General features: G+C 50.3%; 20 protein-coding genes and 1 riboswitch. Of the genes, 19 read left to right on the plus strand and 1 reads right to left on the minus strand.

Annotation, left to right across the window (positions count from 1 at the left end):
- Nucleotides 1–47: 47 nt before the first annotated feature.
- From U1I11_RS12460 to ychF, 10 genes are all read left to right on the plus strand, one after another.
- Nucleotides 48–1,598, plus strand: coding sequence for a phytoene desaturase family protein (locus U1I11_RS12460; RefSeq protein WP_322906453.1), 1,551 nt, complete (start codon nucleotides 48–50; stop codon nucleotides 1,596–1,598).
- Nucleotides 1,595–3,067: a phytoene desaturase family protein gene (locus tag U1I11_RS12465; RefSeq protein WP_322906454.1), complete on the plus strand. Its 1,473-nt coding sequence runs from the start codon at nucleotides 1,595–1,597 to the stop codon at nucleotides 3,065–3,067. The genes U1I11_RS12460 and U1I11_RS12465 overlap by 4 nt, the downstream gene beginning before the upstream one ends.
- Nucleotides 3,064–3,945: a phytoene/squalene synthase family protein gene (locus U1I11_RS12470; protein ID WP_322906455.1), complete on the plus strand. Its 882-nt coding sequence runs from the start codon at nucleotides 3,064–3,066 to the stop codon at nucleotides 3,943–3,945. Before U1I11_RS12465 ends, U1I11_RS12470 begins: the two co-directional genes overlap by 4 nt.
- Nucleotides 3,946–3,991: 46 nt before the next feature.
- Complete coding sequence (locus U1I11_RS12475; RefSeq protein ID WP_322906456.1) at nucleotides 3,992–4,732, plus strand: carotenoid biosynthesis protein; 741 nt, start codon at nucleotides 3,992–3,994, stop codon at nucleotides 4,730–4,732.
- Nucleotides 4,701–5,435 carry a lysophospholipid acyltransferase family protein gene (locus U1I11_RS12480; protein ID WP_322906457.1) on the plus strand — a complete coding sequence of 245 codons (735 nt, stop codon included), beginning with the start codon at nucleotides 4,701–4,703 and terminating at the stop codon, nucleotides 5,433–5,435. Before U1I11_RS12475 ends, U1I11_RS12480 begins: the two co-directional genes overlap by 32 nt.
- The gene (locus U1I11_RS12485; protein WP_322906458.1) at nucleotides 5,404–6,627 is read left to right on the plus strand and encodes a glycosyltransferase family 2 protein; all 1,224 of its coding nucleotides are present in this window, start codon (nucleotides 5,404–5,406) and stop codon (nucleotides 6,625–6,627) included. The genes U1I11_RS12480 and U1I11_RS12485 overlap by 32 nt, the downstream gene beginning before the upstream one ends.
- Nucleotides 6,624–8,120 (plus strand): phytoene desaturase family protein, encoded by a 1,497-nt coding sequence (locus U1I11_RS12490; RefSeq protein WP_322906459.1) that lies wholly within the window; start codon nucleotides 6,624–6,626, stop codon nucleotides 8,118–8,120. Before U1I11_RS12485 ends, U1I11_RS12490 begins: the two co-directional genes overlap by 4 nt.
- 717 nt (nucleotides 8,121–8,837) lie before the next feature.
- Nucleotides 8,838–9,887, plus strand: a complete 1,050-nt coding sequence (fni, locus tag U1I11_RS12495; protein WP_322906460.1) for a type 2 isopentenyl-diphosphate Delta-isomerase — start codon at nucleotides 8,838–8,840, stop codon at nucleotides 9,885–9,887.
- Nucleotides 9,888–10,340: 453 nt separating this feature from the next.
- Nucleotides 10,341–12,080: a methyl-accepting chemotaxis protein gene (locus U1I11_RS12500; RefSeq protein WP_322906461.1), complete on the plus strand. Its 1,740-nt coding sequence runs from the start codon at nucleotides 10,341–10,343 to the stop codon at nucleotides 12,078–12,080.
- 90 nt (nucleotides 12,081–12,170) lie between these two features.
- On the plus strand, nucleotides 12,171–13,271 hold the full coding sequence (ychF, locus tag U1I11_RS12505) for a redox-regulated ATPase YchF (protein WP_322906462.1): 1,101 nt from the start codon (nucleotides 12,171–12,173) through the stop codon (nucleotides 13,269–13,271).
- A gap of 207 nt (nucleotides 13,272–13,478) precedes the next feature.
- Here the strand turns inward: ychF and U1I11_RS12510 are convergent, their stop codons facing one another.
- Nucleotides 13,479–14,465, minus strand: a complete 987-nt coding sequence (locus tag U1I11_RS12510; protein WP_322906463.1) for an aldo/keto reductase — start codon at nucleotides 14,463–14,465, stop codon at nucleotides 13,479–13,481.
- 394 nt (nucleotides 14,466–14,859) lie between these two features.
- Between U1I11_RS12510 and prfA the strand changes: the two genes are divergently transcribed.
- The 9 genes from prfA (at nucleotide 14,860) to wecB (ending at nucleotide 25,510) form a co-directional block, all read left to right on the plus strand.
- Nucleotides 14,860–15,927 carry a peptide chain release factor 1 gene (gene prfA / locus U1I11_RS12515; RefSeq protein ID WP_322906464.1) on the plus strand — a complete coding sequence of 356 codons (1,068 nt, stop codon included), beginning with the start codon at nucleotides 14,860–14,862 and terminating at the stop codon, nucleotides 15,925–15,927.
- Between the two features lie 25 nt (nucleotides 15,928–15,952).
- Nucleotides 15,953–16,945: a N5-glutamine methyltransferase family protein gene (locus U1I11_RS12520; protein WP_322906609.1), complete on the plus strand. Its 993-nt coding sequence runs from the start codon at nucleotides 15,953–15,955 to the stop codon at nucleotides 16,943–16,945.
- Between the two features lie 39 nt (nucleotides 16,946–16,984).
- Nucleotides 16,985–18,172 (plus strand): FtsW/RodA/SpoVE family cell cycle protein, encoded by a 1,188-nt coding sequence (locus U1I11_RS12525; RefSeq protein ID WP_322906465.1) that lies wholly within the window; start codon nucleotides 16,985–16,987, stop codon nucleotides 18,170–18,172.
- Nucleotides 18,173–18,835: 663 nt separating this feature from the next.
- The gene (locus tag U1I11_RS12530; RefSeq protein ID WP_322906610.1) at nucleotides 18,836–19,888 is read left to right on the plus strand and encodes an L-threonylcarbamoyladenylate synthase; all 1,053 of its coding nucleotides are present in this window, start codon (nucleotides 18,836–18,838) and stop codon (nucleotides 19,886–19,888) included.
- 90 nt (nucleotides 19,889–19,978) lie between these two features.
- Nucleotides 19,979–20,566 (plus strand): low molecular weight protein arginine phosphatase, encoded by a 588-nt coding sequence (locus U1I11_RS12535; RefSeq protein WP_322906466.1) that lies wholly within the window; start codon nucleotides 19,979–19,981, stop codon nucleotides 20,564–20,566.
- Between the two features lie 380 nt (nucleotides 20,567–20,946).
- Nucleotides 20,947–21,030, plus strand: a riboswitch (ZMP/ZTP riboswitch).
- A 172-nt stretch (nucleotides 21,031–21,202) separates the two neighbouring features.
- On the plus strand, nucleotides 21,203–21,787 hold the full coding sequence (locus tag U1I11_RS12540) for a TIGR01440 family protein (protein WP_322906467.1): 585 nt from the start codon (nucleotides 21,203–21,205) through the stop codon (nucleotides 21,785–21,787).
- A 76-nt stretch (nucleotides 21,788–21,863) separates the two neighbouring features.
- Entirely contained in the window at nucleotides 21,864–23,114 is a 1,251-nt protein-coding gene (locus U1I11_RS12545) for a serine hydroxymethyltransferase (protein ID WP_322906468.1), read from the plus strand.
- A gap of 573 nt (nucleotides 23,115–23,687) precedes the next feature.
- On the plus strand, nucleotides 23,688–24,317 hold the full coding sequence (upp, locus tag U1I11_RS12550) for a uracil phosphoribosyltransferase (RefSeq protein ID WP_322906469.1): 630 nt from the start codon (nucleotides 23,688–23,690) through the stop codon (nucleotides 24,315–24,317).
- A 20-nt stretch (nucleotides 24,318–24,337) separates the two neighbouring features.
- Nucleotides 24,338–25,510 carry a non-hydrolyzing UDP-N-acetylglucosamine 2-epimerase gene (wecB, locus tag U1I11_RS12555; protein ID WP_322906470.1) on the plus strand — a complete coding sequence of 391 codons (1,173 nt, stop codon included), beginning with the start codon at nucleotides 24,338–24,340 and terminating at the stop codon, nucleotides 25,508–25,510.
- The last annotated feature ends 12 nt before the right edge of the window (nucleotides 25,511–25,522 follow it).

The following is a 25,522-nucleotide window of genomic DNA, read 5'->3' on the forward strand; positions in this document are numbered from 1 at the left end:
TAAATCACTATCATTTATCATTTCAGTTCAAGAAGAAGGGGAATGTTATGAAAGCGACTCAATCTGCCCGTAAAGCAGTTATCGTTGGAGCAGGACCTGGCGGACTGGCGGCAGCGATGTTGCTCGCGAGTCACGGGTACGAGGTGGATGTGTTCGAGAAGCAGCCGGTCGTCGGCGGACGTTCCGGTCGGCTAGAGGTTGGCGAGTATCGATTTGATCGGGGCGCAACCTTTCTGATGATGCCGCATCTGATCGAGGAGCTGTTTGCACTGTCCGGGCGCTCGCTGCACAATTATGTGGAGATGCAGGAACTGACGCCGCTGTACAGTTTGCATTTTGGCGATACGGTGTTTAAGCCGTCGCGCAATCGTGAACATACGGCGGAGCAGATCGCGCGTCTGTTTCCGGGCAATGAAGCCGGATATTATCGGTATTTGGAAGAAGAAGATGTGAAGCTGGACAAAGTAATGCCACTGCTGCGCCGTCCTTTTTCCAGTTTGCTCGATTATATGCGCAGCGATGTCATCCGTGCATTGCCAAAGCTGCATTTGAACGATACGGTGTATGGGCGTTTATCGAAATATTTTGATGATGAGCGGTTGAAGCAGGCGTTTACGTTTCAATCGAAATATTTGGGCATGTCCGCTTGGGAATGTCCGGGTACATTTACGATTTTATCTTACCTTGAGCACCGTTACGGCTTGTTTCATCCAACTGGTGGCATTCATGCTGTATTTGAAGCGATGGCAAAAGTGATCTCCGAACATGGCGGACGCGTACATACTTCCAGAGGCGTACAACAAGTCCTGACGGAGAGCGGCAAAGCTACAGGCGTGTTGCTTGAGGATGGCGAGCAGCTTTTGGCTGACCGAGTGGTCATTAATGCTGACTTTGCGACTGCGATGAATCGTCTGTTTGCGCCGGGTGTATTACGTAAATACGCACCGGAACGTCTAGCAGCCAAAACGTATTCGTGTTCGGCAGCGATGTTATATCTCGGTGTCGATGGCGAGATCGATCTGGATCACCATTCTGTGCATTTTTCCGACGATTATCATCGTTATGTGGATGAGGTAACACGTTTCAAAACGTTGTCGGACGATCCGTCACTTTACGTGCACAATCCGTCCAAGCTGGATAAAACGCTGGCACCTGCGGGCAAATCGGCGCTCTATTTGCTTATGCCAACACCGAATTTAAGCGGCGCAACCGACTGGGAAGCGAAGCGTGAAGCGGTCAAACAACAAATGCTGAATCGTGCCGAGCAAATTCCACAATTGCGTCGGTTGCGCACGCGGATTGAGGCAATGGAGTTTTTTACGCCGCTTGATTGGGAGCGCAAGCTGGATGTGTACCAAGGTGCCGTGTTTAATTTGACGCATAATTTAGGACAAATGATGGCGTTTCGTCCGCATAATCAGTTTGAGGAAGTGGACAATGTATGGCTCGTTGGCGGTGGCACTCATCCCGGTAGCGGTTTGCCAACGATTTTTGAATCGGCACGTATTAGCACGGCGATGATCTTTAAGCAAGATGGCGTATCACATACCGATGCGCAAGCTGCGGACACGGTGTTGGCGGGAGTGAAGCAACGATGAGACGTAAACGAATTGCGATCGTTGGTGGCGGGATCGGCGGCTTGACTGCTGCATTATTGCTTAGTCAGCGCGATGTGGATGTAACTATTTTTGAAAAGAGCGATCGTCTTGGTGGACGAATCGCCTTTGAACAACATGACGGGATGGCGATCGATCAAGGCCCGACGATCGTACTGTTGCCGGAGATGCTGCACAGCATTATGGAAGAAGGCGGTATTAGCCGTGAGCGGTTGCCGCTGATTGAATGTGATCCGTTATATCGGATTTATTATGCCGATGGTCGTGTAATGACTAAACATCGCGGTATCGAGCAGCAGACGGAGGAGTTGGAACGGTTGTTTCCCGGTTCTGGCGTGGGCTTTCGTCGTTTTATGCACGATATGCGTCCATTGTTTGCGCGTGGACAAGCGTCCTTTTTGGAGCGGGATTTTCCGAATGCGTCGACGTTTTTCTCACGCAGCAATTTAGCGCTAATGCGCAGTTTGCGTGCATATCGTAATTTGAGTCAGGCGGCAGGCATTTATTTTCGCCAGCAGCAATTGCGTGAAGCGTATTCGCTGCAAAGTTTGTATATCGGCGGCATTCCGGAGAAAACGCCGGGGTTGTACACGATGCTGCCGTATGCTGAGCATGCGTTTGGCGTCTGGATGCTTCAAGGTGGTTATGCGACATTGCCGCGTATAATCGGTGAAGAACTGCATAGCCGTGGGGTTACTATTCGTCTGAATTGTACGGTCAACCATATCGAAGTACGCAATGGTGTCTGTCTTGGTATTCAGGCGGATGGCGAGAAATTGCCGTTTGATGCGGTGCTGTACAATGGTGATTTTCCGTTTATTTATGAGCTACTGACCGATTCGCAGCCTACGCTGAAGCGGCAGCGTCGTCCGTATCAGCCGTCTAGCGGTTGTGTGTTGATCTATGCTGGCACCGATCGCCGCTGGGATGATAAGCTGGCGCATCAGTTCTTTTTGCCGCATGATCTGAATGCTAGTTTGCGTCAAACGTTTGGTGAACGCAAATTGCCTGTACATCCATCGGTGTATGTATTTAATCCGGTGGCGCTTGATCCACAGGCTGCACCAGCAGGGCAAAGTGTGCTGTATTTTCTCGTTCCGGTTACCGATGAACAGGGCATTGCTTGGGAACACGATACCGGCGAGCTAGTTGAACGTGTACTGGCGTTGGTGGAGGAGCGTGGATGGGAAGGATTGCGGACATCGATCACCTGGAAAAAAGTACGCACACCGGCAGATGCCAAACGCAGCGGATTGTATGGCGGAGGCAGCTTCGGCATCGCGCCGATCATTCGCCAATCCGGGGCATATCGTCCACAGCCGCGCCCGTTTCCGTCGATTCGCCGTTTGTACGCGGCAGGAGCATCCGTTCATCCCGGTGGCGGTGTACCGATCGTTATGCAGGGAGCACGGATGGCTGCACAGCAAATGTTAAAGGAGTTGGGAATTTGAAATACGCAACCGAAATGGACCTGAAAAGCTGTGAGGAGATGATTCGTCATGGTTCATCGTCCTTTTATTACGCATTTAGCTGGTTAGCCAGTCCACAAAAGGAAGCGGTTCATGTGATCTATGCTTTTTGTCGGATGATTGATGATAGTGTGGACGAGCCGGAGCGTTCGCCATATACGATTCAGCAGTTGCAGGCGCTGTTTGCGCATTTGGAGCGTGCGGATGGGCATTTTATTTGGCCAGCGCTACGTTGGTTGTTTGACGAGTTTCCTGATTTGTCGCCGGAGCCGTTCAGACGGCAGATGGATGGGCAGACGTATGATCTGACATTTACGCGCTATTCGACGATGCGTGAATTGGAACATTATTGTTATCTGGTCGCCGGTACGGTCGGTGAGATGCTGTTGCCTGTGCTGAAAGGTCAACATAGTGAGCCTATTCGTCATTCCGGCATCGCGCTTGGGAAAGGGATGCAGATTGTTAATATTATGCGCGATATCGGTGAAGATTATCGTCGTGGTCGCCGTTATGTACCGCTGGAGCTGATGAATCGTCACGGGTATAGCGAGCAGGACATGGAAGCAGGCATCGTCAATGAACGGTTTATCGCGATGATGGAAGAACTGCGCTTGCTTGCCGAGCAATGGTTTGCGACTGGGCTGGGCGATTTGGATGAGTATCCGGAGCGCAGCGCATTTACGGTGGAGCTGGCAGCGACATTTTATGCCGGTATTATGGATGTTATTCGTGGCAATGAATACGATGTGTTCACACAGCGGGCGATTGTGAGCGATGAGCGTAAGCTGCATATGCTGATGGCGATTGCACAGCGTCATGGTGTGAGCAAGGACATGTTAAATCGTCCGGCGGTTTCGTAGTATGGGTTGGATATTTTGGATTTGGTATGGCATTGGAGCTGTACTTTTGTTGACGATTGGTGTGCCGCAGATGCTCGATTTCTCAAACGGGTTGTTTCTCGTCTTTTATGCGCTGTACGCCTTGTCTCTCGTACGGCGCAGTCATCCTCAACAGAAACTGTCCGACTGGTCAGTCATAAATCGAGAGATCGTTACTTTGCCGCGGTTGCTGACGGCTGCGGCATTGATGTGGCTAGGCGGCATGGCACTGGAATGGTTAGGTGTCCATACAGGTTGGCCATTTGGCGAGTATGCATACAGCAATATTCTTGGCAGTCTGCTGTTTGGTGTGCCGTGGACGCTTGGGTTTGCGTGGATTGCGGTCGTATCGAGCGGGATTTTGCTGGCGAGTGGGCGGATGATGGCGGATACGATGAGTGCACGTCTGTTACGGGCGGTACAGGTTGGGGTATGGATTATTATTCTCGATCTAGTGCTTGATCCGGTTGCTGATGCACGCGGATTTTGGAACTGGGGCGGTGACGGCGGTTTTTATGGTGTGCCGTGGAGCAATTTTATCGCCTGGTTTATCGTAGGTGGTGTGCTATCGCTGGTGATACCGATCATTCGGCTTAGCCATTCGGTTGCACGGCAAGCGGTGTTTTTGTATCAAGGCATTTTGCTGATGTTCGGGTTGCTTGCCTGGCAAGAAGGGCTAAGCGGTTCGATTGTTGCCGGACTGATCGGCATTGTGCTGGCAGAAGGGAGCTATCGGTATGATCGCCGCCAACAAGTCAGCCGCGTTTGAGCATATGTTTGTTCGCTACAATGATTGGTATTTGCTGCGGCGCAGTTTTCATTCGTTTATGATGCAGGGACAATTGGATGTTGTGCCTGCCGGGCAGCCGGCGGTGTATATGATGAATCATAGTTCCTGGTGGGACGGGCTGCTTGTGTATCATGCGTTGAAACGCACCTCGTCCGCCGAGCATTATATGATGATGGAGCAGCGGCAGCTTGAACGGTACCGCTTTTTTGGCAAAATTGGCGCGTTTTCGATCGATAAGGATAGCCCTGCCGATATTCGGCAGTCGATGCGTTATGGGGGGCAATTGCTCTCGCTTGGACATCGAGTGTGGATATTTCCGCAGGGGGAAATTCGGCATCTGGACACGCGTCCGCTCGGCTTTCGCTCGGGCATTAGCTTGCTGCTGCGTCAATCGTCCGTACATATTCCGGTTATTCCAGTCACATTGTATTATGGATTGTTTCAGCATTCCCGTTTGCAGGCAGGGTTGATGATCGGTCAGCCCATTGTTGAACAATGGCGCGCTTTATCTGCGGCGGTTTGCAGTGAGCGTTTGGAGCAGCAATTGACCGCTCAACTTGACCATCATCGCTCGCTTATGATCGCCACAGCTGGCGAGTTACCAGAAGGGCGCGATCTGATTGCGCGTCGCCGCTCTACCGATGACAAATATGACCAATACCGCAAATGGAGAAAAAGGTGAGCCGATGGAACTGTTGCTAATTGCCATTACATGCTGGCTACTGCTCCAGCTTGCGTTTACGATCTGGAATTTAAGCCAAATGCCACGGCTGGGCGAACCGGTACAGCGTCAGTCGTGGGAGCAGCGATATGATGAATTTCCAGCATCCGTTGTAAGTCGCGCACATGGTGGCAAACCGTTATTGTCGGTGCTTATTCCGGCACGTGATGAAGAACGCAATATTCGCGCTTGTTTGGAATCGATTAGCGCCTGTCGTGCTGACACGATCGAACTGGAAATTTTGGTGATGAATGATCATTCTGAAGATGATACGGAAGCGGAAATTTATAAAGCGATGGCGCACGATGATCGTATTCAATTGTTTCATGGTGGCAAGCTGCCGGAAGGATGGCTTGGTAAATCGTATGCATGTCATCAATTGTCATTACATGCGTGTGGGGAATGGTGGCTGTTTGTCGATGCAGACGTACGGCTACAGCCGGAAGCGCTGGAAGCGGCGATGATGACGGCGCGCGCTCAGCGTACAGGGCTGATCAGCGGCTTTCCGCGCATGGACACCGGCACATGGCTGGAACATATCGTCGTGCCGATGATGGCGTTTATTATCGGGTACCATTTGCCGATTATGATGATTCGGCGTAGTCCAAGACCGGTCTTTCTCGCCGTAACTGGAGCGTGGCTGATGGTGCACCGGCACAGTTATACGCGCAGCGGTGGGCATGCGCATATTTACAATCATATCGTGGAAGATATGGAGCTGGCACGTGCGGTTAAGCAGGCGGGCGATCCGGTTACATTGGCGGATGTGCATCGCCATACATCGGCACGGATGTATCGGAATGCTGCTGAAGTATGGGAAGGGTACAAAAAAAATATTTTTGCCGGTACCGGGCGCAGTCCGTTGCTTGTATTGGGTATTACATTGTTTTATGGGTTGTTATTTGTGTTTCCGCTCGTGGTGCTGATTTGGAGTGTATGTACAGCGCAGTTCGCACTTGCCGGATGGGCAGGAGCGGCGGTGCTAATCGGGATGATCACAAAAGGCATAATCGATCGGTTTAGCGGCAAATCGTGCTGGCTTGGGCTGCTGATGCCGGTTAGTGCGCTCTGTCTGATCTTAATTTTGATAGATTCATGGATCGCCAGTTTGAACGGCAAAGGATACCGCTGGAAAGGCAGGACGTACGGATGAACAGACATGAATCAAGCCGCTCGCGTCGGGCGATTGTAATCGGTGCTGGATTTGGTGGGTTATCGTGTGCGATCGGGCTAGCAACGGAAGGGTATGAGGTAACGGTGCTGGAGAAGCAGCCGACGATTGGCGGCAAGTTACAGGCATTGGAGCTGGACGGATACCATTTTGACCGGGGACCGAGTACGATTACGATGCCGCATGTGTTTCGCAGTGTGTTTGAGCGTGCCGGGCGTCGGATGGACGATTATGTGCAGTTGTATGAGCTGGAGCCGCGTACGCGCAATGTGTTTGCGGACGGGCATATCGTCGATCTGAGCCGGGATGCGGCATATACCGCCGAGCAGATTGCTGCCTTTAGCCCGGAAGATGCGCGCAATTACAGTCGCTTTTTGCAGGAAGCAGGGGCGATGTATGCGGAGGCGGATCGGCAGTTTCTGAATACACTGCTGTTGTCGTGGCGGGATAAATTGAAGCCATCGATGGGGCGCAGCCTGCTGCGTGTGCGTCCGCTGACGACGTTGCAGGCGCTGTTAAAACGGTATTTTCGCCATCCCCATACGTTGATGTTGCTCGGACGCTATGCGACTTATGTGGGCGCTTCACCGTATGAGGCACCGGCGATTTTTGCGATGTTGGCGCATGTAGAAGCGGTCGATGGTGTATATGGGGTGAAAGGCGGGACGAGCCGGATCGTGCACGGGATGGCGCAGCTTGCTGCGGAGCTGGGCGTTACGATAGTAACGAATACCGAAGTGAAGCGCATCGGTGTTAGCGCTGGACGCGTAACCGGAGTCGAGACGACGCGTGGTAATTATCAGGCACCGCTTGTGATCGTGAACGGTGATGTGCTTAGCGCGACACGGATGTTGTTGTCAGAGCAGGAGCGCCCTTCGCTGACTGATCGGCGCATTGAGGCGTATGAGCCGTCATTGTCCGGGTTCGTGACGCTTGCCGGTGTGCCACAGCGGTATGAGCGGCTGCTGCACCATACTGTATTTTTTCCGGAGCATTATAAACCGGAGTTTCAGTCGATCTTCGGTCAGCAGACGGCACCTGTCGATCCAACGTTATACATTTGTCATTCCGGTTATTCCGAGCCGGAGCTAGCACCGGATGGCGGCAGCAATCTGTTTATTCTCGCTAATGCGCCGTATACGTCGGAGCGCTGGAAATGGGGAGAACAGCGAGAAGCATATGGTGAACGGATCGCCGCGCTGCTGGAAAGCTATGGATTGAACGGGATTCGTCATGGCGCGGTGTGGCAGCATTATACGCCGGAAGATATTCAGCGTGATACGTATGCGCATCGCGGGGCGATATATGGCATTTCATCGAATGGGACGAAACAGACCTTTTTCCGTCCAGGCAATCGTAGCCCGGATGTGCAAGGGCTATGGTATGTCGGTGGCACAACCCATCCGGGGGGCGGCACGCCGATCGTTACACTGTCAGGTCAATTGGTAGCACAGCATATTGCCGGGCAGCGATAATGTTGCAAAAGAAAGTATAGGCTCATCTTACGATCCAGCAGCGGATTCGATAGCTGGACACGGTTGTAGCGCTTGGCGGGTAGTTGCATCGTATAAGCAAGCGGGATCGGAATTAGCGGATTGGGGAAAATTGGCAACTATTCGTCTCATCCGGCGCGATACGAATACGGGCAAGCGCACGTTCATTTTCGATGCGAGCAAATCAACAGTGGATGAGAAAAAGACGACGGGTAGATAGGCTATAGCCTACAAGCGACACGTCATTTTGATCGTTGTGAATACGATGATATTCAGAAATGCTATAGGCGAACATACAAGCACTGTTACGGTTAGGATCGGTTGTCCTATCTATGCATGCAAGTATGATGATAATTACAGAACACCTGATGATAGAGTGCCGCAGTTTGGTCTGTATTTGTATTCGTATCGATTGCTGGTATAGTGAACGTATGGACAGCTGCGCTTGCCTTTACAGCAAGCCGAAGCCGCATCGTTTGGGATAATAGCATAAGGAAGGAACAGGAGCAGTGTCCGGTTAATCCGGTGTGTGCTGCCTGTACAGTTATGACGCTTATAGCTATCGCTTTGGATGAACGATTGATCTGTGAAGTATATTTGCAGCAATCCTATGTGTCCAAATAAAGCTAAAGCGAATCGATCATCTACAGCCACAGCATAACATAACAGTTGTACGTCACAGACAGGAAGGAAGCGGATATGACTCATCATCAACCCCAAGAGGGGCATATATCAGATCGCAAAAGTGCACATGTCCGACTGTGCCTGGAAGAAAATGTAGCCGGTGAAGGGATCACGTCCGGCTTTGAACGATATCGGTTTCGCCATCAGGCGTTGCCGGAACTGGATTTTGCCGCGATTGATCTGACGACATCGCTATTTGGTATCGCACTGCGTGCGCCATTGCTGATCAGCTCCATGACAGGTGGCAGTGAGGCGACAGGTCAGATCAATCGGCGCTTGGCACGGACGGCACAGCGCCGTGGTTGGGCGATGGGACTTGGTTCGGTACGGGCGGCGATTGAGCATGACGAGCTGGCTGCCACTTTTAATGTGCGCGCCGATGCGCCGGACATCCCGATTATTGCCAATTTGGGTGCAGTGCAGCTGAATTATGGCTTTGGTGTCGATGAATGTCGGCGTGCGGTCGAGCTGGCGGAAGCGAGTGCGCTCGTACTGCATCTGAACAGCTTGCAGGAAGTGTTTCAGCCGGAAGGCAATGTGAATTTTGCCGGGCTGTTGAAACGAATGGAACGAGTAGCGGCAGCGCTAGATGTGCCGGTCGGGGTAAAAGAAGTGGGCTGGGGTATCGATGGCGACGCCGCTGTACGTCTTGCCAACGCCGGTATGGCGTTTATCGATGTGGCTGGAGCAGGCGGTACGTCATGGAGCCAGGTGGAAAAGTTCCGCAGCCATGATCCGGTACGACGTATAGCGGCGGAAGCGTTTGCCGGTTGGGGGTATCCGACCGCAGACTGTATTCGTGATGTACGAGGGCAATTGCCGGATATGCCGCTAATCGGCAGTGGCGGTTTGTATACCGGTGTCGATGCGGCGAAAGCGATTGCACTTGGCGCCGATTTGGTCGGCTTTGGGCGTTCACTGCTAGGAGCAGCAGTCGAATCGGAGGAAGCGCTCGATCAGGTGCTACAACGTGTGGAACTTGAATTGTCGGCAGCGATGTTTGGCGTGGGCGCGGCTTCGGTGGAACAGCTTCAGCAGACCGAACGGTTGTATCGGATTGATTAATACGCGTATGGTGCGCTGAGCTGAAAAAATTAAAATCGGTGCCATAATTTTGGTTGTCATCGCTGCATTGTTGGTAGTGTATCATGTTGGTACCCATAATAAGCAGCAGTACAAACATTGTGAACTGAAAAATAAATGAACAAAGACGAGATTAGGTGTTCATAGCTTCATCAAGCACATCATTTAAAATCTATTCCAAGCAGCGCCCTTTTCCCGAAACGATGGCGGGAAAAGGGCGCTTTGTCTATGTTACTATCGATCTTCTGTTTAAAATTTAAGCAACCAGTTATTGTGAAACAATAAGCAGCAAATGATTATTAACGGAAAATTTCTGAAAAATTTTGACAAAAATCAACAAATAAAGCTTTTTACTCTACAAAATAAACGGCTTATAGACGATAATAGTTAGGTACTTTGCCCTATTGGACGATGCATCATGAGGAGGACAACAGCATGAGAAAACATTCATTTTTGCGTTTGGGACTGCGCCCCAAGCTATACTTAATTATTTTGGTACCGTTGCTGCTCATCTGCGGATTGACGATGTGGACGACCGAACTGTTAATTCAAAAATCGTCGCTCTCCACATTGCAACAAAGCAATCAAATGCTGGCGACCAATACGATCGCTCAGCTCGACAAAAATGCGATTCAACAAATGTACACCAGTGCTCACCCGGAGCAAACCCCGCAATATAAAGAGCTGCGTCAAAAGCTAAACGATGTGCGGCTGGAAACCGGTGCGCTCTATGTGTACATGTTCAATTATGCGGATCATCATTGGTTTTATACGGTGGATGGCGCGGCGGCTGATGATAATAAATATAGCCCCTACAATGATGAAATGACCTTTAATAGTGACCGTACGACAGCGCTATTAGCAGGACAAACGATCAATACTGATGTCGCAACCGATCCGCAGTGGGGCGATTTATTTTCCACTTTTATGCCGGTTCGAGACAATGCTGGTAAAATAATCGGTTATCTCGGTATCGACATTTCGGCGGAAACGGCCGATTCCGTTTATGCGACTACGATCAAGGAAGCGTACAAGCTCGTAATCCCGATCTTTGCGATTGTATTTGTAATTGCGGTGCTGGCAGCGATGCTGTTTATTCGTCGGATGCTGAAACAAGTGAGCCAGATTAAGCACAGTATGGAAAAAGTAGCCGCTGGCGATCTGACGGTTCCGTCTAAGCGTGTGACCGGTGATCAGCTAGGCGAGATTAGTGATTTGAACAATGCGATGATTCAGCATATTACCGGTATGATCGCAAGCATCCAGCATAGTTCTACCACGCTGCAACAATCGTCCGGTTATATTGAGCAAGTGGCAGGTCGTACACTCCGCCAGACCGAAGAATTATCGCGAGCGATTCAGGAAATTACTAGCGGTGCAGGTCAACAGGCAGAACAGACCGAACAGTCGGTTGAGCAGTCAGCGCGTCTCGGTCATATTATCGATGAAATCGGCACGTATGTGCAGCAGTTTGGAGCGACTGCCGAGCGGTTAACCGATGTGCGTAATACGGTGCTGCATGAGCATGAACTGTTGTTGCAACAAGGTAAGCAAAGCGTAGCGAGTGTGCAACAACTGCAACAGCTATCCAGCACACTAGCAGAACAATCGCGCGCGGCAGCAGGCATTAGCGGACAGGTGCAAGACATCGTCAAACAGACGCAAATTCTTGCGCTCAACGCGTCGATCGAAGCGTCACGCGCTGGTGAAGCGGGCAAAGGGTTTGCGGTCGTTGCGCATGAAATGGGACAGCTTGCTCAACAATCCGGGGAGTCGATTCGGGAAATCGACCGTATTCTCGGTCATTTTGTCGAGCAAATTCGACTCATTCATACCGAGTTTGAGCATAGCTTAACTTCCGCCGAGCAGCAGGCAAAGCGGATTACCGAATGTATGGAATCGTTTGAACCGGTGAGTCGTGTGTCTGAGGATGTACAGCGTCTTGCTCATAATCTGTCTGACAATACAGAGCGGATGCAACATATCCGACGCGACGTAGAGGAGCATCTCACCCATATCGCTGCGACGACGGAAGAAACGTCAGCGATGAGTGAGCAAGTGTCTGCCAGCGCGACGGAGCAGCAGCAATCGGTAGCCGAGCTATCGGATATTTCGGGCAATTTGAACCGGCTGGCGGTCGATTTGAAGGAGCAAGCGGAACAATTCGTCGTTTAATCGTTTGCCACGCCTGAGGTTGTCATATATAATAGTGTGGAAATTCAGAACAGTCTGTCACCAATTCAAATATAGGAGTTGTCAGCATAAATGGCTTTGAAAGCTGGTATCGTTGGATTGCCTAACGTAGGTAAATCCACACTTTTTAATGCAATCACACAGGCGGGGGCGGAATCCGCCAACTATCCATTTTGTACGATTGATCCAAACGTCGGTATCGTTGAAGTGCCGGATGAGCGTCTGGACAAATTGACCGAACTCGTTGTACCGAAAAAGACCGTTCCGACCGCATTCGAATTTGTCGATATTGCTGGTCTCGTACGCGGCGCAAGTAAAGGCGAAGGATTGGGCAATAAATTCCTTGCTCATATCCGTGAAGTCGATGCGATCGTGCACGTTGTACGTTGTTTTGAAGATGAGAATATTACGCATGTCGACGGCAAAATCGATCCGATCAGCGATATCCAGACGATCAATCTGGAATTGGTACTTGCCGATTTGGAAAGCGTGGACAAGCGTATCGATCGTGCGAAGAAGAACATGAAGGGCGGCAACAAGCAATACGCCCAAGAGATCGAAATTTTGGAGCGCGTCAAAGAAGCGCTGTACAATGATATGCCAGCACGTAGCCTCGAGCTGACGGAAGACGAAAGCTTGATCATTCGCGATCTGCATTTGCTGACGATGAAGCCGGTACTGTATGCGGCAAACGTAAGTGAAGACGGCGTAACCGATGCCGACAATAACCCGTATGTGATCCAAGTAAAACAATTTGCCGCTACCGAAAATGCCGAGGTCGTTCCGATCAGCGCGAAGGTGGAAGCGGACATTTCCGAGCTGGAAGACGAAGATCGCGCGATGTTTCTGGAGGAACTCGGTCTGGAAGAATCCGGTCTGAACCGCCTGATCAAAGCGGCGTATCGTCTGCTCGGTCTGTACACGTACTTTACTGCTGGCGTACAGGAAGTACGCGCATGGACGATTCGCAAAGGTACGAAAGCTCCGGGCGCAGCCGGCGTCATCCACAGTGACTTCGAACGCGGCTTTATCCGTGCCGAAGTGGTTGGCTATGATGATCTCGTAAACGCAGGTTCAATGAACGGTGCCAAAGAGCGCGGTCAACTGCGTCTGGAAGGTAAAGAGTACGTTGTGCAAGATGGCGATGTGATGCATTTCCGTTTTAACGTGTAAACTGTGTAACCTATGTACTGGATGAGCGCAACCGTTCCATGTTGCGAAATACGTGCATAAATAAAGCCTGATCGTTACAGCTAGAGGGGATGTAGACATCCATCCGTTGCTGCGCGATCAGGCTTTTTTATATTTTTATAACAGTTTGTTAGGTGTAAAGTAGTCTGAATATACGAAATGTACAATCATCACAGCGAGCCTGATGTGTCAATGATTCAGTGTTTTCATCCCACTCTCGGCATAACGCTCGCCTGCTGCAATGCCTTTGGGCGCGGTGGCATCGATCCGTTTAAGTTCTTCATCGGTCAAATGAACATCGACCGCACCGATATTTTCCAACAGGTATGTCGTCTTTTTCGTACCTGGAATCGGCACGATATCGTCGCCTTGTGCCAGCAACCAGACAAGCGCGAGCTGGGAAGGTGCACAGTTTTTCTCGGCGGCAATTTCGCGGATGCGATCGACCAAATCGAGATTTTTTTGGAAATTATCGCCCTGGAAGCGTGGGGAGAAACGACGATAATCATCTTCCGCTAGATCATCGAACGAGCGAATTTGCCCGGTCAAAAAGCCGCGTCCAAGCGGGCTGTACGGCACAAAGCCAATGCCAAGCTCACGGCATAATGGCAAAATTTCATCTTCCACCTCACGGCTCCATAGCGAATATTCGGTTTGTAGCGCCGAGATCGGGAACACAGCATGAGCGCGGCGAATCGTCTCCGGAGCGGCTTCGGACATGCCGACATAACGAACTTTACCCTCACGCACCAGTTCGCCCATCGCGCCAATCGTTTCCTCGATCGGTACGTTTGGATCAACGCGATGCTGATAATACAAATCGATCACATCGACACCGAGCCGTTTTAAACTTTTCTCACATGCTTCGCGCACATATTCCGGTTTGCCGTTAATGCCTAGATAAGAACCGTCTTCAGCACGCACATTGCCGAATTTGGTCGCAATAACGACTTCATCACGATGCTGACGAATAAATGGACGAATAAACTGTTCATTTTGCCCGTTTCCGTACATATCTGCCGTATCAAAAAAATGAATGCCATGCTCCAATGCAGCATCCAGCGTACGCATCGATTCCTGCTCATTCAGCTCGCCATAAAATTCCGACATGCCCATACAACCAAGTCCAAGACGAGACACAAGCAATCCTTGTTGACCAAGCGCAACTTTTTCCACTTGTAAAACCTCCTTATAACGTAGCGATTGTGTATTGCAACAGACAAACGGACAGATCGTAATGTAATTAGCGCTATGCATAACTGTCCAGCATTCTTAGTATAGATAACCAGTATGACCGGGAGCAAACCGGGTGCTGCCTGCCATCGGTTCGCTGTTTATAAGGAAAAATAATTCCATTTCGCTTATTTAAGCATAGGAAATTACGATATTTTATGCTATAATCAAGAGTCGTAGCCTTGTGTTTTTGTGCATTCGTCATTGGAGTCATGAATCGGCAGAGTGCTGTCAGAAACAAGGTTTTTCTTTTTATATCAATATACACATTGTTAACGATAAGCCGTTTCGGCTACATGTATTCCAAGCAAATGAACAATTAAAGAGGTGGTTACCCGTGTTAGACCGTTTACAGGCTTTGGCAGACCGTTATGATAAATTAAGCGAATTGTTGTGTGATCCGGACGTAGCAAGTGATTCCAAACGTCTGCGTGATTATTCCAAAGAACAGTCGGACCTGCAACCGACGTATGAAGCATATACCGAATACCGTAAAGTGACTGAGGAGCTGGATGCAGCCAAGCAGCTGCAAGGCGAAAAGCTTGATGATGAGATGCGCGAAATGGTGAAGTTTGAGATCGATGAGCTATCCGCACGCAAAACGGAGCTTGAAGAACGGATTCACATTTTGCTGCTGCCCAAAGACCCGAATGATGATAAAAATGTGATCGTGGAAATTCGCGGTGCAGCCGGTGGAGACGAGGCGGCATTGTTCGCAGCCGATCTGTATCGGATGTATACGCGTTTTGCCGATACACAAGGCTGGAAAGTGGAAGTGCTGGATACGAACGTCAGCGATCTGGGTGGTTTTAAAGAAGTGACATTTCTGATTAACGGACGCGGTGCGTATAGCAAGCTGAAGTTTGAGAGCGGTGCCCATCGTGTCCAGCGCATTCCGACAACCGAATCGGGCGGACGGATTCATACGTCCACTTCGACGGTAGCGGTAATGCCGGAAGCGGAAGAACTTGATATCGAAATTCATGATCGCGATATCCGTGTGGACACATTTTGTTCCAGCGGTGCAGGCGGTCAGTCGGTTAATACGACCAAATCGGCGGTACGGGTTACCCATATGCCGACCGGTATCGTAGCGACATGTCAGGACGGCAAATCGCAAAACTCGAACAAAGAAAAAGCGCTGCAAGTGCTGCGCGCTCGTATTTCCGATATGTTGCGGCAGGAAGAAGAAGCCAAATATGCCGGTGAGCGCAAAAGTAAAGTCGGTACAGGTGACCGCAGTGAGCGTATCCGGACGTACAATTTTCCGCAAAGCCGTGTAACCGATCACCGGATCGGTTTAACTTTGCACAAGCTGGATCAAGTTATGAACGGTGAGATTGAAGAAATTGTCTCCGCGCTGACGCTCGCTGAACAAGCTGAGCTGATGGGCAAAGAGGCATAAGCCGTTGAACGTAAATTCATTTACGATGAAGCCGCAACAAAGCATACGAGAAGCCTATGTTGAGGCTTCTTCTTTTTTCAAACAGCATGGCGTGATGGAGCCGGAGTCCAATGCCAAGTTGCTGCTGGAATGGGTGCTTGGTCTGGGAGGCGCAAGTTATTATATGGCATTACCCGATCCGTTTCCCGCTGAGCGTCAGGCGGCATGGGAAAATGCGGTCAAGCGCAAAGTTGCAGGCGAACCGGCACAGTACATTATCGGGGAACAGGAATTTTACGGCGAGGTGTTTGATGTGACACCTGCCGTACTCATTCCGCGTCCCGAAACCGAGCTGCTAGTCGAAGCGGTAGCCGAGCTTGGCGCAAGTTATGACTGTGTGGTAAATGGTGGCAGTTTGGTGCCAGCAACGTCAGAGTTATCGTCTGCTATCGATGCTGCTGCATTGTCAGCAGATGATGGTGTATTTGCAGTGCTAGCAGATGATGCAAAAGATAGAACAGAGCAGCAGCGTCGCCGCTGCGTCTGTGTCGATATCGGTACAGGCAGCGGTGCGATCGCGCTCACATTGGCAAGATTACGCCCTGAATGGGACGTATGGGCAAGCGATATTTCGCCGGAGGCATTACAAGTTGCTCGGCACAATAGTGAGCGTCAAGGCGTATCGATCGGTTGGAAGCAGGGCAATTTGCTGGAACCATTTGCTGGCGCTATAGTCGATATTGTCGTGTCCAATCCGCCGTATATTCCGGATGATGATATCGCTGATTTGCAGCCGGAAGTGCGGGAGCATGAGCCGATGATGGCGCTGGCGGGCGGACCGGATGGGTTAGCGCCGTACCGCATCATGATGGCTCAGCTTGCGCTGCTTGCACAGCAACCGCGTATGGTTGCATTTGAGCTTGGCATGGGACAGGCGCAAGCTGTAGCACAGATGGTACGTGCAGCCGGATATCCGCGAATTCATATTATAAACGACCTTGCAGGCATCGAGCGGCATGTGATCGGAATGCTGGAGTAGGTGTAGGTTTCGCAAGGCTAAAGCGAAAAGGGGACAGAGATGATCACAAAGCTGAAGCGGATCGATTGGACACTTTTTACGATTCTTTTAATATTGATGGCGGCAAGCCTCGTCGTGATCTACAGTGCGACTCATTCGAGTGCGAAGTTTGGTGATTCCACCAGCAAAATGGCGATGTATTATGTGCTGGGATTTGTTGTATTTTTCGTAATGGCTTTTGTAGATTACCGCTTCTGGCTTAAATATTCACTTTATATTTATATGGCCGGTCTGGCGTTATTATTGCTCGTTATGGTAATCGGGAAAACGCTGAACAATGCGCAAGGCTGGCTTAATTTGGGCGGATTGAGCTTACAGCCAGCCGAATTGTTCAAAATGGTGTTGATTATGTTCTTATCGGTACAGCTAGCTAATAAGCGTAAGCTAAAGCTTGGTTTTTGGCGTGATGTGACACCGTTGCTCGGCATTACATTGATTCCATTCGGACTCGTCATGGTGCAAAATGACCTCGGTAACGCGCTCAGCTATGTGATCATCATGATGGCACTGCTCTGGATCGGCAATATGAAATATACGCAGGCGGCATTTATTACATTGCTGGCGATGACGATGGTCGTTGTCGGTATTCGCAGTTATATCGCCTATCACGATCATATCGAAACGTATCTTCAAACGTTAAACCGTGAGCACTGGATGGAACGGATCGATCCGTGGTTAATGCCGGATGAAGCGACGGAAAAAGCGATTTATCATACACGTAATGCGAAGCTGGCGATCGCTTCAGGCGGTTTGAGCGGAGAAGGGTATATGCAAGGTAGCTCGGTGCAGTCGGAGCGTGTGCCGCTGACGTATTCGGATTCCATTTTCGTCGTGGTGGCGGAGGAATTTGGGTTTGTCGGTGCAGCGGTGTTGTTGCTGCTTTATTTTACGCTTATTCACCGTCTCGTGCTCGTATCGCTTGAATGCCGTGAGCGTGCGGGGCCGTATTTGATCATCGGCATTGTGGCGATGCTGCTGTATCAAATTTTTGAAAATATCGGTATGTTTATCGGGCTGATGCCGTTGACTGGGATTACGCTGCCATTTATTAGCTTTGGCGGTACGTCATTGTTGATGAATATGGCGTGTATGGGTTTGGTGATGAGCATTCGTGTACACAATCAGGTGGATACGGATGAGCTGTCAGTGGAGACGACCGAGCGTTATACGAGCCGAGCAGCACAGTGACCGCAAATGTAATTGTAATCGCAGCCGTCATCGTAACGTGATCATAACATACAAGCAGGATGGAAAAGGAGAGCCCGGCGTAGCCTGCGGTTCTCCTTTTTGCCTAGTTTTGCCTAGTCTGTAATTTGCGACAAGGCATAACAGTTGAACTGGTTTCCATACTACTATCTATCGCACATCCATCGCAGTGAACGTATCGGAAATTGTCGTCAGTGTACTGTTCAGCGACGCTTATTCATGTTAATTTTAAAATGATGTCCATTCCTTTATGATCAGGCAAAAAGCATATACTTTACAGGAGTAGGTAAAAGGGTGGACGATTACAGTAGTATAAGAAGAATAAGGCAGTCGTATGCAGACCAAGTTAAATTTCCATTTTAATTATGTAGTGAAACCTTTATCGATAAGAGCTTAAGCCAGGTTAACAACTCAAATTGATCTCGGTCAAGAGCGTAAGAGCGAGCTTATGTAGATAGTGGATACAGGAGGAGCTTTTTGTACACTACAATCGTCAAAAAGGCAATTACAATCGTTATCCATTTGAGTAAAGCTCAAGGTATACAACGTATACCGATGCGATAGTTGAACAGGGATGAAAGGAGGTTGATTGTAATGGAACATCCTATTAAACAAACCGCCGACCATACCGCCTCCAACTCGTCGATGCAGCGCTGGTCGATCAACGACCCGGCAGAAGCCGCCGCGTCGTTGCAGGAGGCGGGCGCTGTGCTGGCATCCGGCGGTATTGTCGCTTTTCCGACAGAGACGGTATATGGACTCGGAGCGGATGCGCGCAATACGGCGGCGGTAGAAGCGGTATTTGCAGCCAAAGGCAGACCGTCCGACAATCCGCTCATCGTGCATATTTCACAGCAGGATCAGTTAAAAGCTTTCGTGCAGCGTGTACTGCCGCTGGAGCAGCAATTGATGGATCGCTTTTGGCCGGGCCCACTGACGATAGTGCTGCCGGTTAGCGCTGCAGCGCTGTCCGCACGTGTGACGGCAGGACTGGACACGGTCGGTGTGCGCATGCCGGATCATCCGGTAGCGCTGGCGCTCATTACCGCGTCCGGCTGTCCGCTCGCTGCGCCAAGCGCCAATCGTTCCGGTCGTCCCAGCCCGACGACGGCAGCACATGTTGCCGACGATCTGGCAGAACGAATCGATGGTATTGTTGACGGAGGCAGCGCCGGTGTTGGTGTGGAATCGACGGTCGTTCAGGTGCAGGAGGACGGCGGTATGTTGATTTTGCGTCCGGGTGGCATTACACGGGAGCAGCTATTGACCGTTGCCGATCATGTGGAGCTTGATCCGGCATTATCCGGCTTGGCGGCAGAGACCGCACCGCGTGCGCCAGGTATGAAATATGCCCATTATGCACCGCAGGGCAATATGAGCATCGTGATCGGCGACAGCTTAAGCGAGGTGACGGCGTTTATGCAGGAGCAGCTCAAAACAGCAAAGGCGCGCGGCGAACGAACTGGTGTGCTTGTATTTGATGAGGACGATACCGCATATGCAGGATCGCTGCGTTTGACGCTGGGCAGTCTGTCTCGACCAGAACAAGCGGCAAGCCGACTGTATGGCAGTCTGCGACAATTTGATGAAGCGAAGATTACGTTTATACTGGCACAGGGCTGTGCCGAGCAAGGGGTTGGGCAGGCGGTCATGAACCGATTGTACAAAGCGGCAGGCGGTCAATTGATCCGGGTATAAAAGCGAGATCATGTTTGCTATAATAACATTCACGGATGAACGCCCCACAGCAGGCAACTTTCGAATGACAAAGGAACGGGAGGCAGGAGCATGCACCATATTTTATTCGTATGTACCGGCAATACCTGCCGCAGTCCGATGGCAGAAGCTTTTATGCGCAAACTGGCAAAAGAACGCGGCATATCAGTTGAAGTTCGTTCCGCAGGTGTAGCGGCAATAGATGGTATGGCTATGTCCAGACATGCGGAAGCCGTCTTGCGTGACCACCACATTCAAGATCACATCACATCATCTTCACTTAACGCCGAGCTACTGGAATGGGCAGACTTAGTATTAACCCTTACTGGAAGCCATAAACAACACGTACTCGCCCGCTTTCCAGCCGCCGCAGGCAAAGTCTACACGCTCAAGGAATATGCGGAAAATGACGAACATGTGCTACATGATCTGGAAGAACTCGATCAACTACATGCCTCTATCGAAATCCGGCGTTCACTAGGCGAGTCGATCCATTCCAGCGATTACGAACGCTTAATTGAAATTCAACAACGCCTGCCAGGCTTCGATATTATAGACCCATTTGGTGGTAGCCGCGACGACTACGAAATCGCTGCCGCCGACATCCGCGCAGCATTGCAAAAATTGCTCGATAAGCTGGAAGCTTATCGTCCACAATAATTACTGCTGCTGCCTCCATTCAGGGAAAGTGTTAAGCCACCTATGCCAGCGCATGCTGCGAGCAGCACTTTACTGCGGGAAGGAAATAAGGGGGAAGGACGGCTTCAGTGTTTACGATGTTCACACACGGGATGCAATGAAAAAGGTGTTTGCGTAGCAAAATACCCTATCTCGTTTGAGCACGGGAATCTACATTCACTCCTTATCGGTAGATTGCTAATCGAGACGGGAGTCTGCTCCTTTATTTCGTACCGCAGTGGTGCCTGCCAAAGCACATCCATACGTGTACAAGCCTTCAACTTTCCTTAGAAAATTTTATATTTTGAGTGGAAACGATGTTGCTTTTACGAAAAACATGCCTTATGATGAAAAAACAAGGACAGATTCGGTGTAACTGGCGACAAGAGTGGAGTTTAACCACGATGGAGCACCGAAACATACGGCCGGTCGCCTGGGCAAAGAGCAGATGCACATGTACAATGTGCGTCATGCTCTTTTTTGTTCTTTGGCGTATTTTACAAACGACTGTCGCCGTTGTCTCATGTCCGCGTTATAATGATAGAGGAAGCGGCAGGCTCTAATCGGTCTGTCGGTTGCACACCGTTAATCCGGACGCTGCACAAGGAGGCTCATATCATGGAGGATAACGAGAAAATCAGCACTATTCGGAGCGATGCTGCCCGTATCGCTCGTGAGGTGGCTGAGGCTGCAAAGCTCGGTTCGAGCCATATACTGGTGCTCGGTGCCAGTACAAGCGAGATTGCCGGACAGCGGATCGGTACATCAGGCACGCTCGATATTGCACAGGAATTGGTCGAAGGCATACGCGATGTTCAGCGGGAGTTCGGCTTTCAGCTAGCCTTTCAATGCTGTGAGCATTTGAATCGTGCGTTGGTCGTTGAGCGCGCGACGCTGGAGCGTTACCGACTGGATGAAGTGGCTGCTGTGCCAGTTCCCAAAGCGGGCGGCTCGATGGCTGCTTATGCGTACAATACGCTGACTGAACCTTGTCTGGCAGAGACGATCGAAGCGCATGCCGGAATTGATATCGGTGAGACGCTGATCGGTATGCATTTAAAACGAGTCGCTGTACCGTATCGTCCTGCTTTACGCTTTATCGGTGAAGCGAGAGTAACAGCGGCGCGTACACGACCGAAGTTGATTGGCGGCGAGCGCGCGGTGTATGCCCCGATGCCTACTGCCCCGGGAACTTGTGATTGATGCGGCGTGTTATTACGCATGACCGCTTGTTATTTTAATTTACGAATAATGAATAATGATCAGGGGGAAATGAACAATGATGGAGCAATTGAGAAACAGCGATCCTGCAGTGCTGGAAGCAATGGGACTGGAACTGAAACGTCAACGCGACAATATCGAGCTGATCGCTTCCGAGAATATCGTAAGCGAAGCCGTTATGGAAGCGATGGGTTCCGTACTGACGAACAAATACGCAGAAGGCTATCCGGGCAAACGTTATTATGGCGGCTGTGAGCATGTCGATATCGTTGAAGATATCGCACGCGACCGTGCCAAAGAACTGTTCGGTGCCGAGCACGTCAACGTACAGCCTCACTCCGGTGCACAGGCGAATATGGCTGTTTATCTCGCTGCACTCAAACCTGGCGACACGGTTCTCGGTATGAATCTGGCGCATGGTGGTCACCTGACACACGGTAGCCCGGTAAACGCATCCGGTCTGCTGTACAATTTCGTTGCTTATGGCGTACGCGAAGACAACTTTCTGATCGATTATGATGAAGTGCGTAAAGCGGCGTTCAAACATCGTCCACGCCTGATCGTCGCTGGTGCAAGTGCATACCCGCGCACGATTGATTTTGAAGCGCTCGGTTCGATCGCGAACGATGTAGGTGCATTGTTTATGGTAGATATGGCGCATATCGCAGGTCTGGTTGCTGCTGGTGAGCACCCAAGTCCGGTGCCACATGCTCATTTTGTAACGACAACGACGCACAAAACGCTGCGCGGTCCGCGCGGTGGTTTGATCATGTGCCGTCAGCCGTGGGCTGCTGCGATCGATAAAGCGGTATTCCCAGGAACGCAAGGTGGCCCGCTAATGCACGTGATCGCTTCCAAAGCGGTCGCTTTTGGCGAAGCGTTGCAGCCTTCATTCAAAACGTATGCACAGCAAGTTGTGAAAAATGCCAAAGTGCTCGCTAATACACTGGTGGCAGAAGGTCTGACGATCGTATCTGGCGGTACCGATAACCATCTGATGCTTGTAGATACACGCAGCGTCAGCATCACCGGTAAAGAAGCAGAGCATGTGCTCGACTCCGTAGGCATCACAACTAACAAAAATGCAATTCCATTCGATCCAACTAGCCCATTCGTAACGAGCGGCATTCGCCTCGGTACACCAGCGGCAACTTCGCGCGGTATGGATGAGGGCGCAATGGAGCAAATCGGCAAAATTATCGCTGCTACATTAAAAGCACCAAAAGATGAAACCGTACTGGCACAAGCGCGCAAAGATGTAGCCGAGCTGACTTCCCGTTTCCCGCTGTACGAGCAAGTGAAATACTAATCGATTAGCCGCTTTAGCCCGCGATCATCCAACAGGGTATCCTTGTTGTGATCGCGGGCTATTTTGCGGTATCGCCTTTTCACGCCGTTCGGTAGTGGTCTGTAGGATCGGCTAGGCGCATTCGTTATTTTCATGTATAATATGACAAAAAAAGGATATTGAGCAATGGGCAGAAATGATAATAAACAGGCTGATTGTCCGCTACAGCGCGGGCTGGCACGATAACATAACGATCGCCTAAAGCCTACAGCTTTTTCCAATAAATTTTTTTGAAAAAATTAAAATAATTTACCCCATTCAAGCCATTTACTATTATAATAGTAAAGACTGGGCGAATTCAGTAGGATTACGTTATCATTTGGAAAATGTAAGCGTTATACTGCTAGATTCGAGAATTGCATGAATTCAGTGGAGTTGCTGGTGAAATTGACCTTAGGTAATGATATAATAGACAAGATTTACGGGGGAAATGGTTTCCCCGGTCCTTGATCGTGTGCAGTATGTCTGTGATTACATATGCAATACAGGGGACTTACTATTGTTATTATTGAACATATACCGGAGGGACAAATCATGGCAAAACTGGTGATATGCGATCACCCTTTGATTCAACACAAGCTCACATTCATTCGTGATGTGAACACGAACACGAAGGAATTCCGCGAGCTTGTCGATGAAGTGGCTACCTTGATGGCGTATGAGATTACACGCGATATTCCGTTAGAGCCAATTCCGGTCGAGACCCCTGTCGTGAAGACAGAAGGTAAAGTCATTTCCGGACGGATGCTCGGTCTCGTTCCAATTTTGCGTGCCGGGTTAGGTATGGTCGATGGCGTCCTGAAATTGCTGCCTGCCGCGAAGGTGGGACATGTTGGTCTGTTCCGTGATCCGCAAACATTGCAACCTGTGGAATATTACGTGAAACTGCCGACAGACGTACAGGAGCGCGAATTGATTGTAATCGATCCGATGCTGGCAACCGGCGGTTCTGCGATTGCCGCAATCGATGTACTCAAAAAGCGCGGCTGTACACAGATCAAGATGATGAACCTGATCGCTGCGCCTGAAGGTGTCAAAGCGGTACAAGATGCCCACCCTGATGTGGACATTTATGTAGCGGCACTGGATGAGCGTCTTGATGATCATGGCTACATCGTACCAGGTCTGGGCGATGCCGGTGACCGTCTCTACGGAACTAAATAAAGCGAGGTATAACCATTATCATGAAGAAGATTAAAGTAATGACGATTTTTGGCGTACGTCCTGAAGCGATCAAGATGGCTCCGCTTATTCTTGAACTTCAAAAACATCCTGAGCATATCGAATCGGTTGTATGTGTAACCGCACAACACCGCCAAATGCTCGACCAAGTGCTGGAAGTGTTCAATATTACACCGGATTACGATCTCGATGTGATGAAGGATCGCCAAACACTGAATGAAATTTCCATCCGTGTGCTGCAAGGATTGGAGCCTGTATTGCGTGAAGCGCAGCCGGACATCGTGCTTGTGCACGGTGATACGCTGACGACATTTCTCGCTAGCTACGCTTCGTTTATGCAACAGATTAGCGTAGGTCATGTGGAAGCCGGGCTGCGTACATGGAACAAAATGTCGCCGTATCCGGAAGAAATGAACCGCCAGCTGACCGGTGTGCTTGCCGATCTTCATTTCTCACCGACCGCAGTGTCCGCAGGCAATCTTCATAAGGAAAATAAGCTTGCGTCAAGCGTGTATATCACAGGCAACACCGTCACGGATGTGTTTCAATATACTGTACAAGCGGATTACACACACCCTGTATTGCAATGGGCAGCAGGCAAACGCCTAATTTTGATGACGGCTCATCGCCGTGAATCACAGGGCGAGCCGCATCGCAATATATTCCGTGCAGTAAAGCGTATTGCTGATGAGTTTGACGACGTGGCGATCGTTTATCCGGTGCATCCAAGCCCGGCGGTAAAAGAGCCTGCTTACGAAATTTTAGGCGCTCATCCGCGCATTAAGCTGATCGATCCGCTTGATGTAGTGGATCTGCATAATTTCTACCCGCATACCCATCTGATTTTGACCGACTCGGGCGGTTTGCAGGAGGAAGCTCCTTCATTTGGTGTGCCGGTGCTCGTATTGCGTGATACGACTGAACGTCCGGAAGGAATCGAGGCAGGTACATTGGAACTGGTCGGTACGGATGAAGCCCAAATTTACGATCGTGCGCGTGCGCTGCTTACCGATGCAGAGCTATATGCTTCGATGAGTGAAGCGGCGAATCCATACGGTGATGGCCAGGCGTCGCAACGGATTGTCAATGCGATTTTGCATCATTACGGTATTTTGGCGGAACGTCCCGAAGAATTTCACACAACGTTCAAAAAAGGCTCGCAAGCTGCCTTGTGAAAAAGCGGATTG

Origin of the sequence: Paenibacillus campi (genome assembly GCF_034659835.1) — a bacterium.
Taxonomy (GTDB): domain Bacteria; phylum Bacillota; class Bacilli; order Paenibacillales; family Paenibacillaceae; genus Saccharibacillus; species Saccharibacillus campi.

Coding starts and splice junctions, on each gene's coding strand:
- U1I11_RS12490 (WP_322906459.1), top strand. CDS start 6,624: ATGAACAGACATGAATCAAGCCGCTCGCGTCGGGCGATTGTAATCGGT.
- U1I11_RS12460 (WP_322906453.1), top strand. CDS start 48: ATGAAAGCGACTCAATCTGCCCGTAAAGCAGTTATCGTTGGAGCAGGA.
- U1I11_RS12465 (WP_322906454.1), top strand. CDS start 1,595: ATGAGACGTAAACGAATTGCGATCGTTGGTGGCGGGATCGGCGGCTTG.
- U1I11_RS12535 (WP_322906466.1), top strand. CDS start 19,979: ATGCACCATATTTTATTCGTATGTACCGGCAATACCTGCCGCAGTCCG.
- ychF (WP_322906462.1), top strand. CDS start 12,171: ATGGCTTTGAAAGCTGGTATCGTTGGATTGCCTAACGTAGGTAAATCC.
- U1I11_RS12545 (WP_322906468.1), top strand. CDS start 21,864: ATGATGGAGCAATTGAGAAACAGCGATCCTGCAGTGCTGGAAGCAATG.
- U1I11_RS12525 (WP_322906465.1), top strand. CDS start 16,985: ATGATCACAAAGCTGAAGCGGATCGATTGGACACTTTTTACGATTCTT.
- upp (WP_322906469.1), top strand. CDS start 23,688: ATGGCAAAACTGGTGATATGCGATCACCCTTTGATTCAACACAAGCTC.
- fni (WP_322906460.1), top strand. CDS start 8,838: ATGACTCATCATCAACCCCAAGAGGGGCATATATCAGATCGCAAAAGT.
- U1I11_RS12500 (WP_322906461.1), top strand. CDS start 10,341: ATGAGAAAACATTCATTTTTGCGTTTGGGACTGCGCCCCAAGCTATAC.
- U1I11_RS12480 (WP_322906457.1), top strand. CDS start 4,701: ATGATCGCCGCCAACAAGTCAGCCGCGTTTGAGCATATGTTTGTTCGC.
- wecB (WP_322906470.1), top strand. CDS start 24,338: ATGAAGAAGATTAAAGTAATGACGATTTTTGGCGTACGTCCTGAAGCG.
- U1I11_RS12540 (WP_322906467.1), top strand. CDS start 21,203: ATGGAGGATAACGAGAAAATCAGCACTATTCGGAGCGATGCTGCCCGT.
- U1I11_RS12485 (WP_322906458.1), top strand. CDS start 5,404: ATGACCAATACCGCAAATGGAGAAAAAGGTGAGCCGATGGAACTGTTG.
- U1I11_RS12530 (WP_322906610.1), top strand. CDS start 18,836: ATGCAGCGCTGGTCGATCAACGACCCGGCAGAAGCCGCCGCGTCGTTG.
- U1I11_RS12520 (WP_322906609.1), top strand. CDS start 15,953: ATGAAGCCGCAACAAAGCATACGAGAAGCCTATGTTGAGGCTTCTTCT.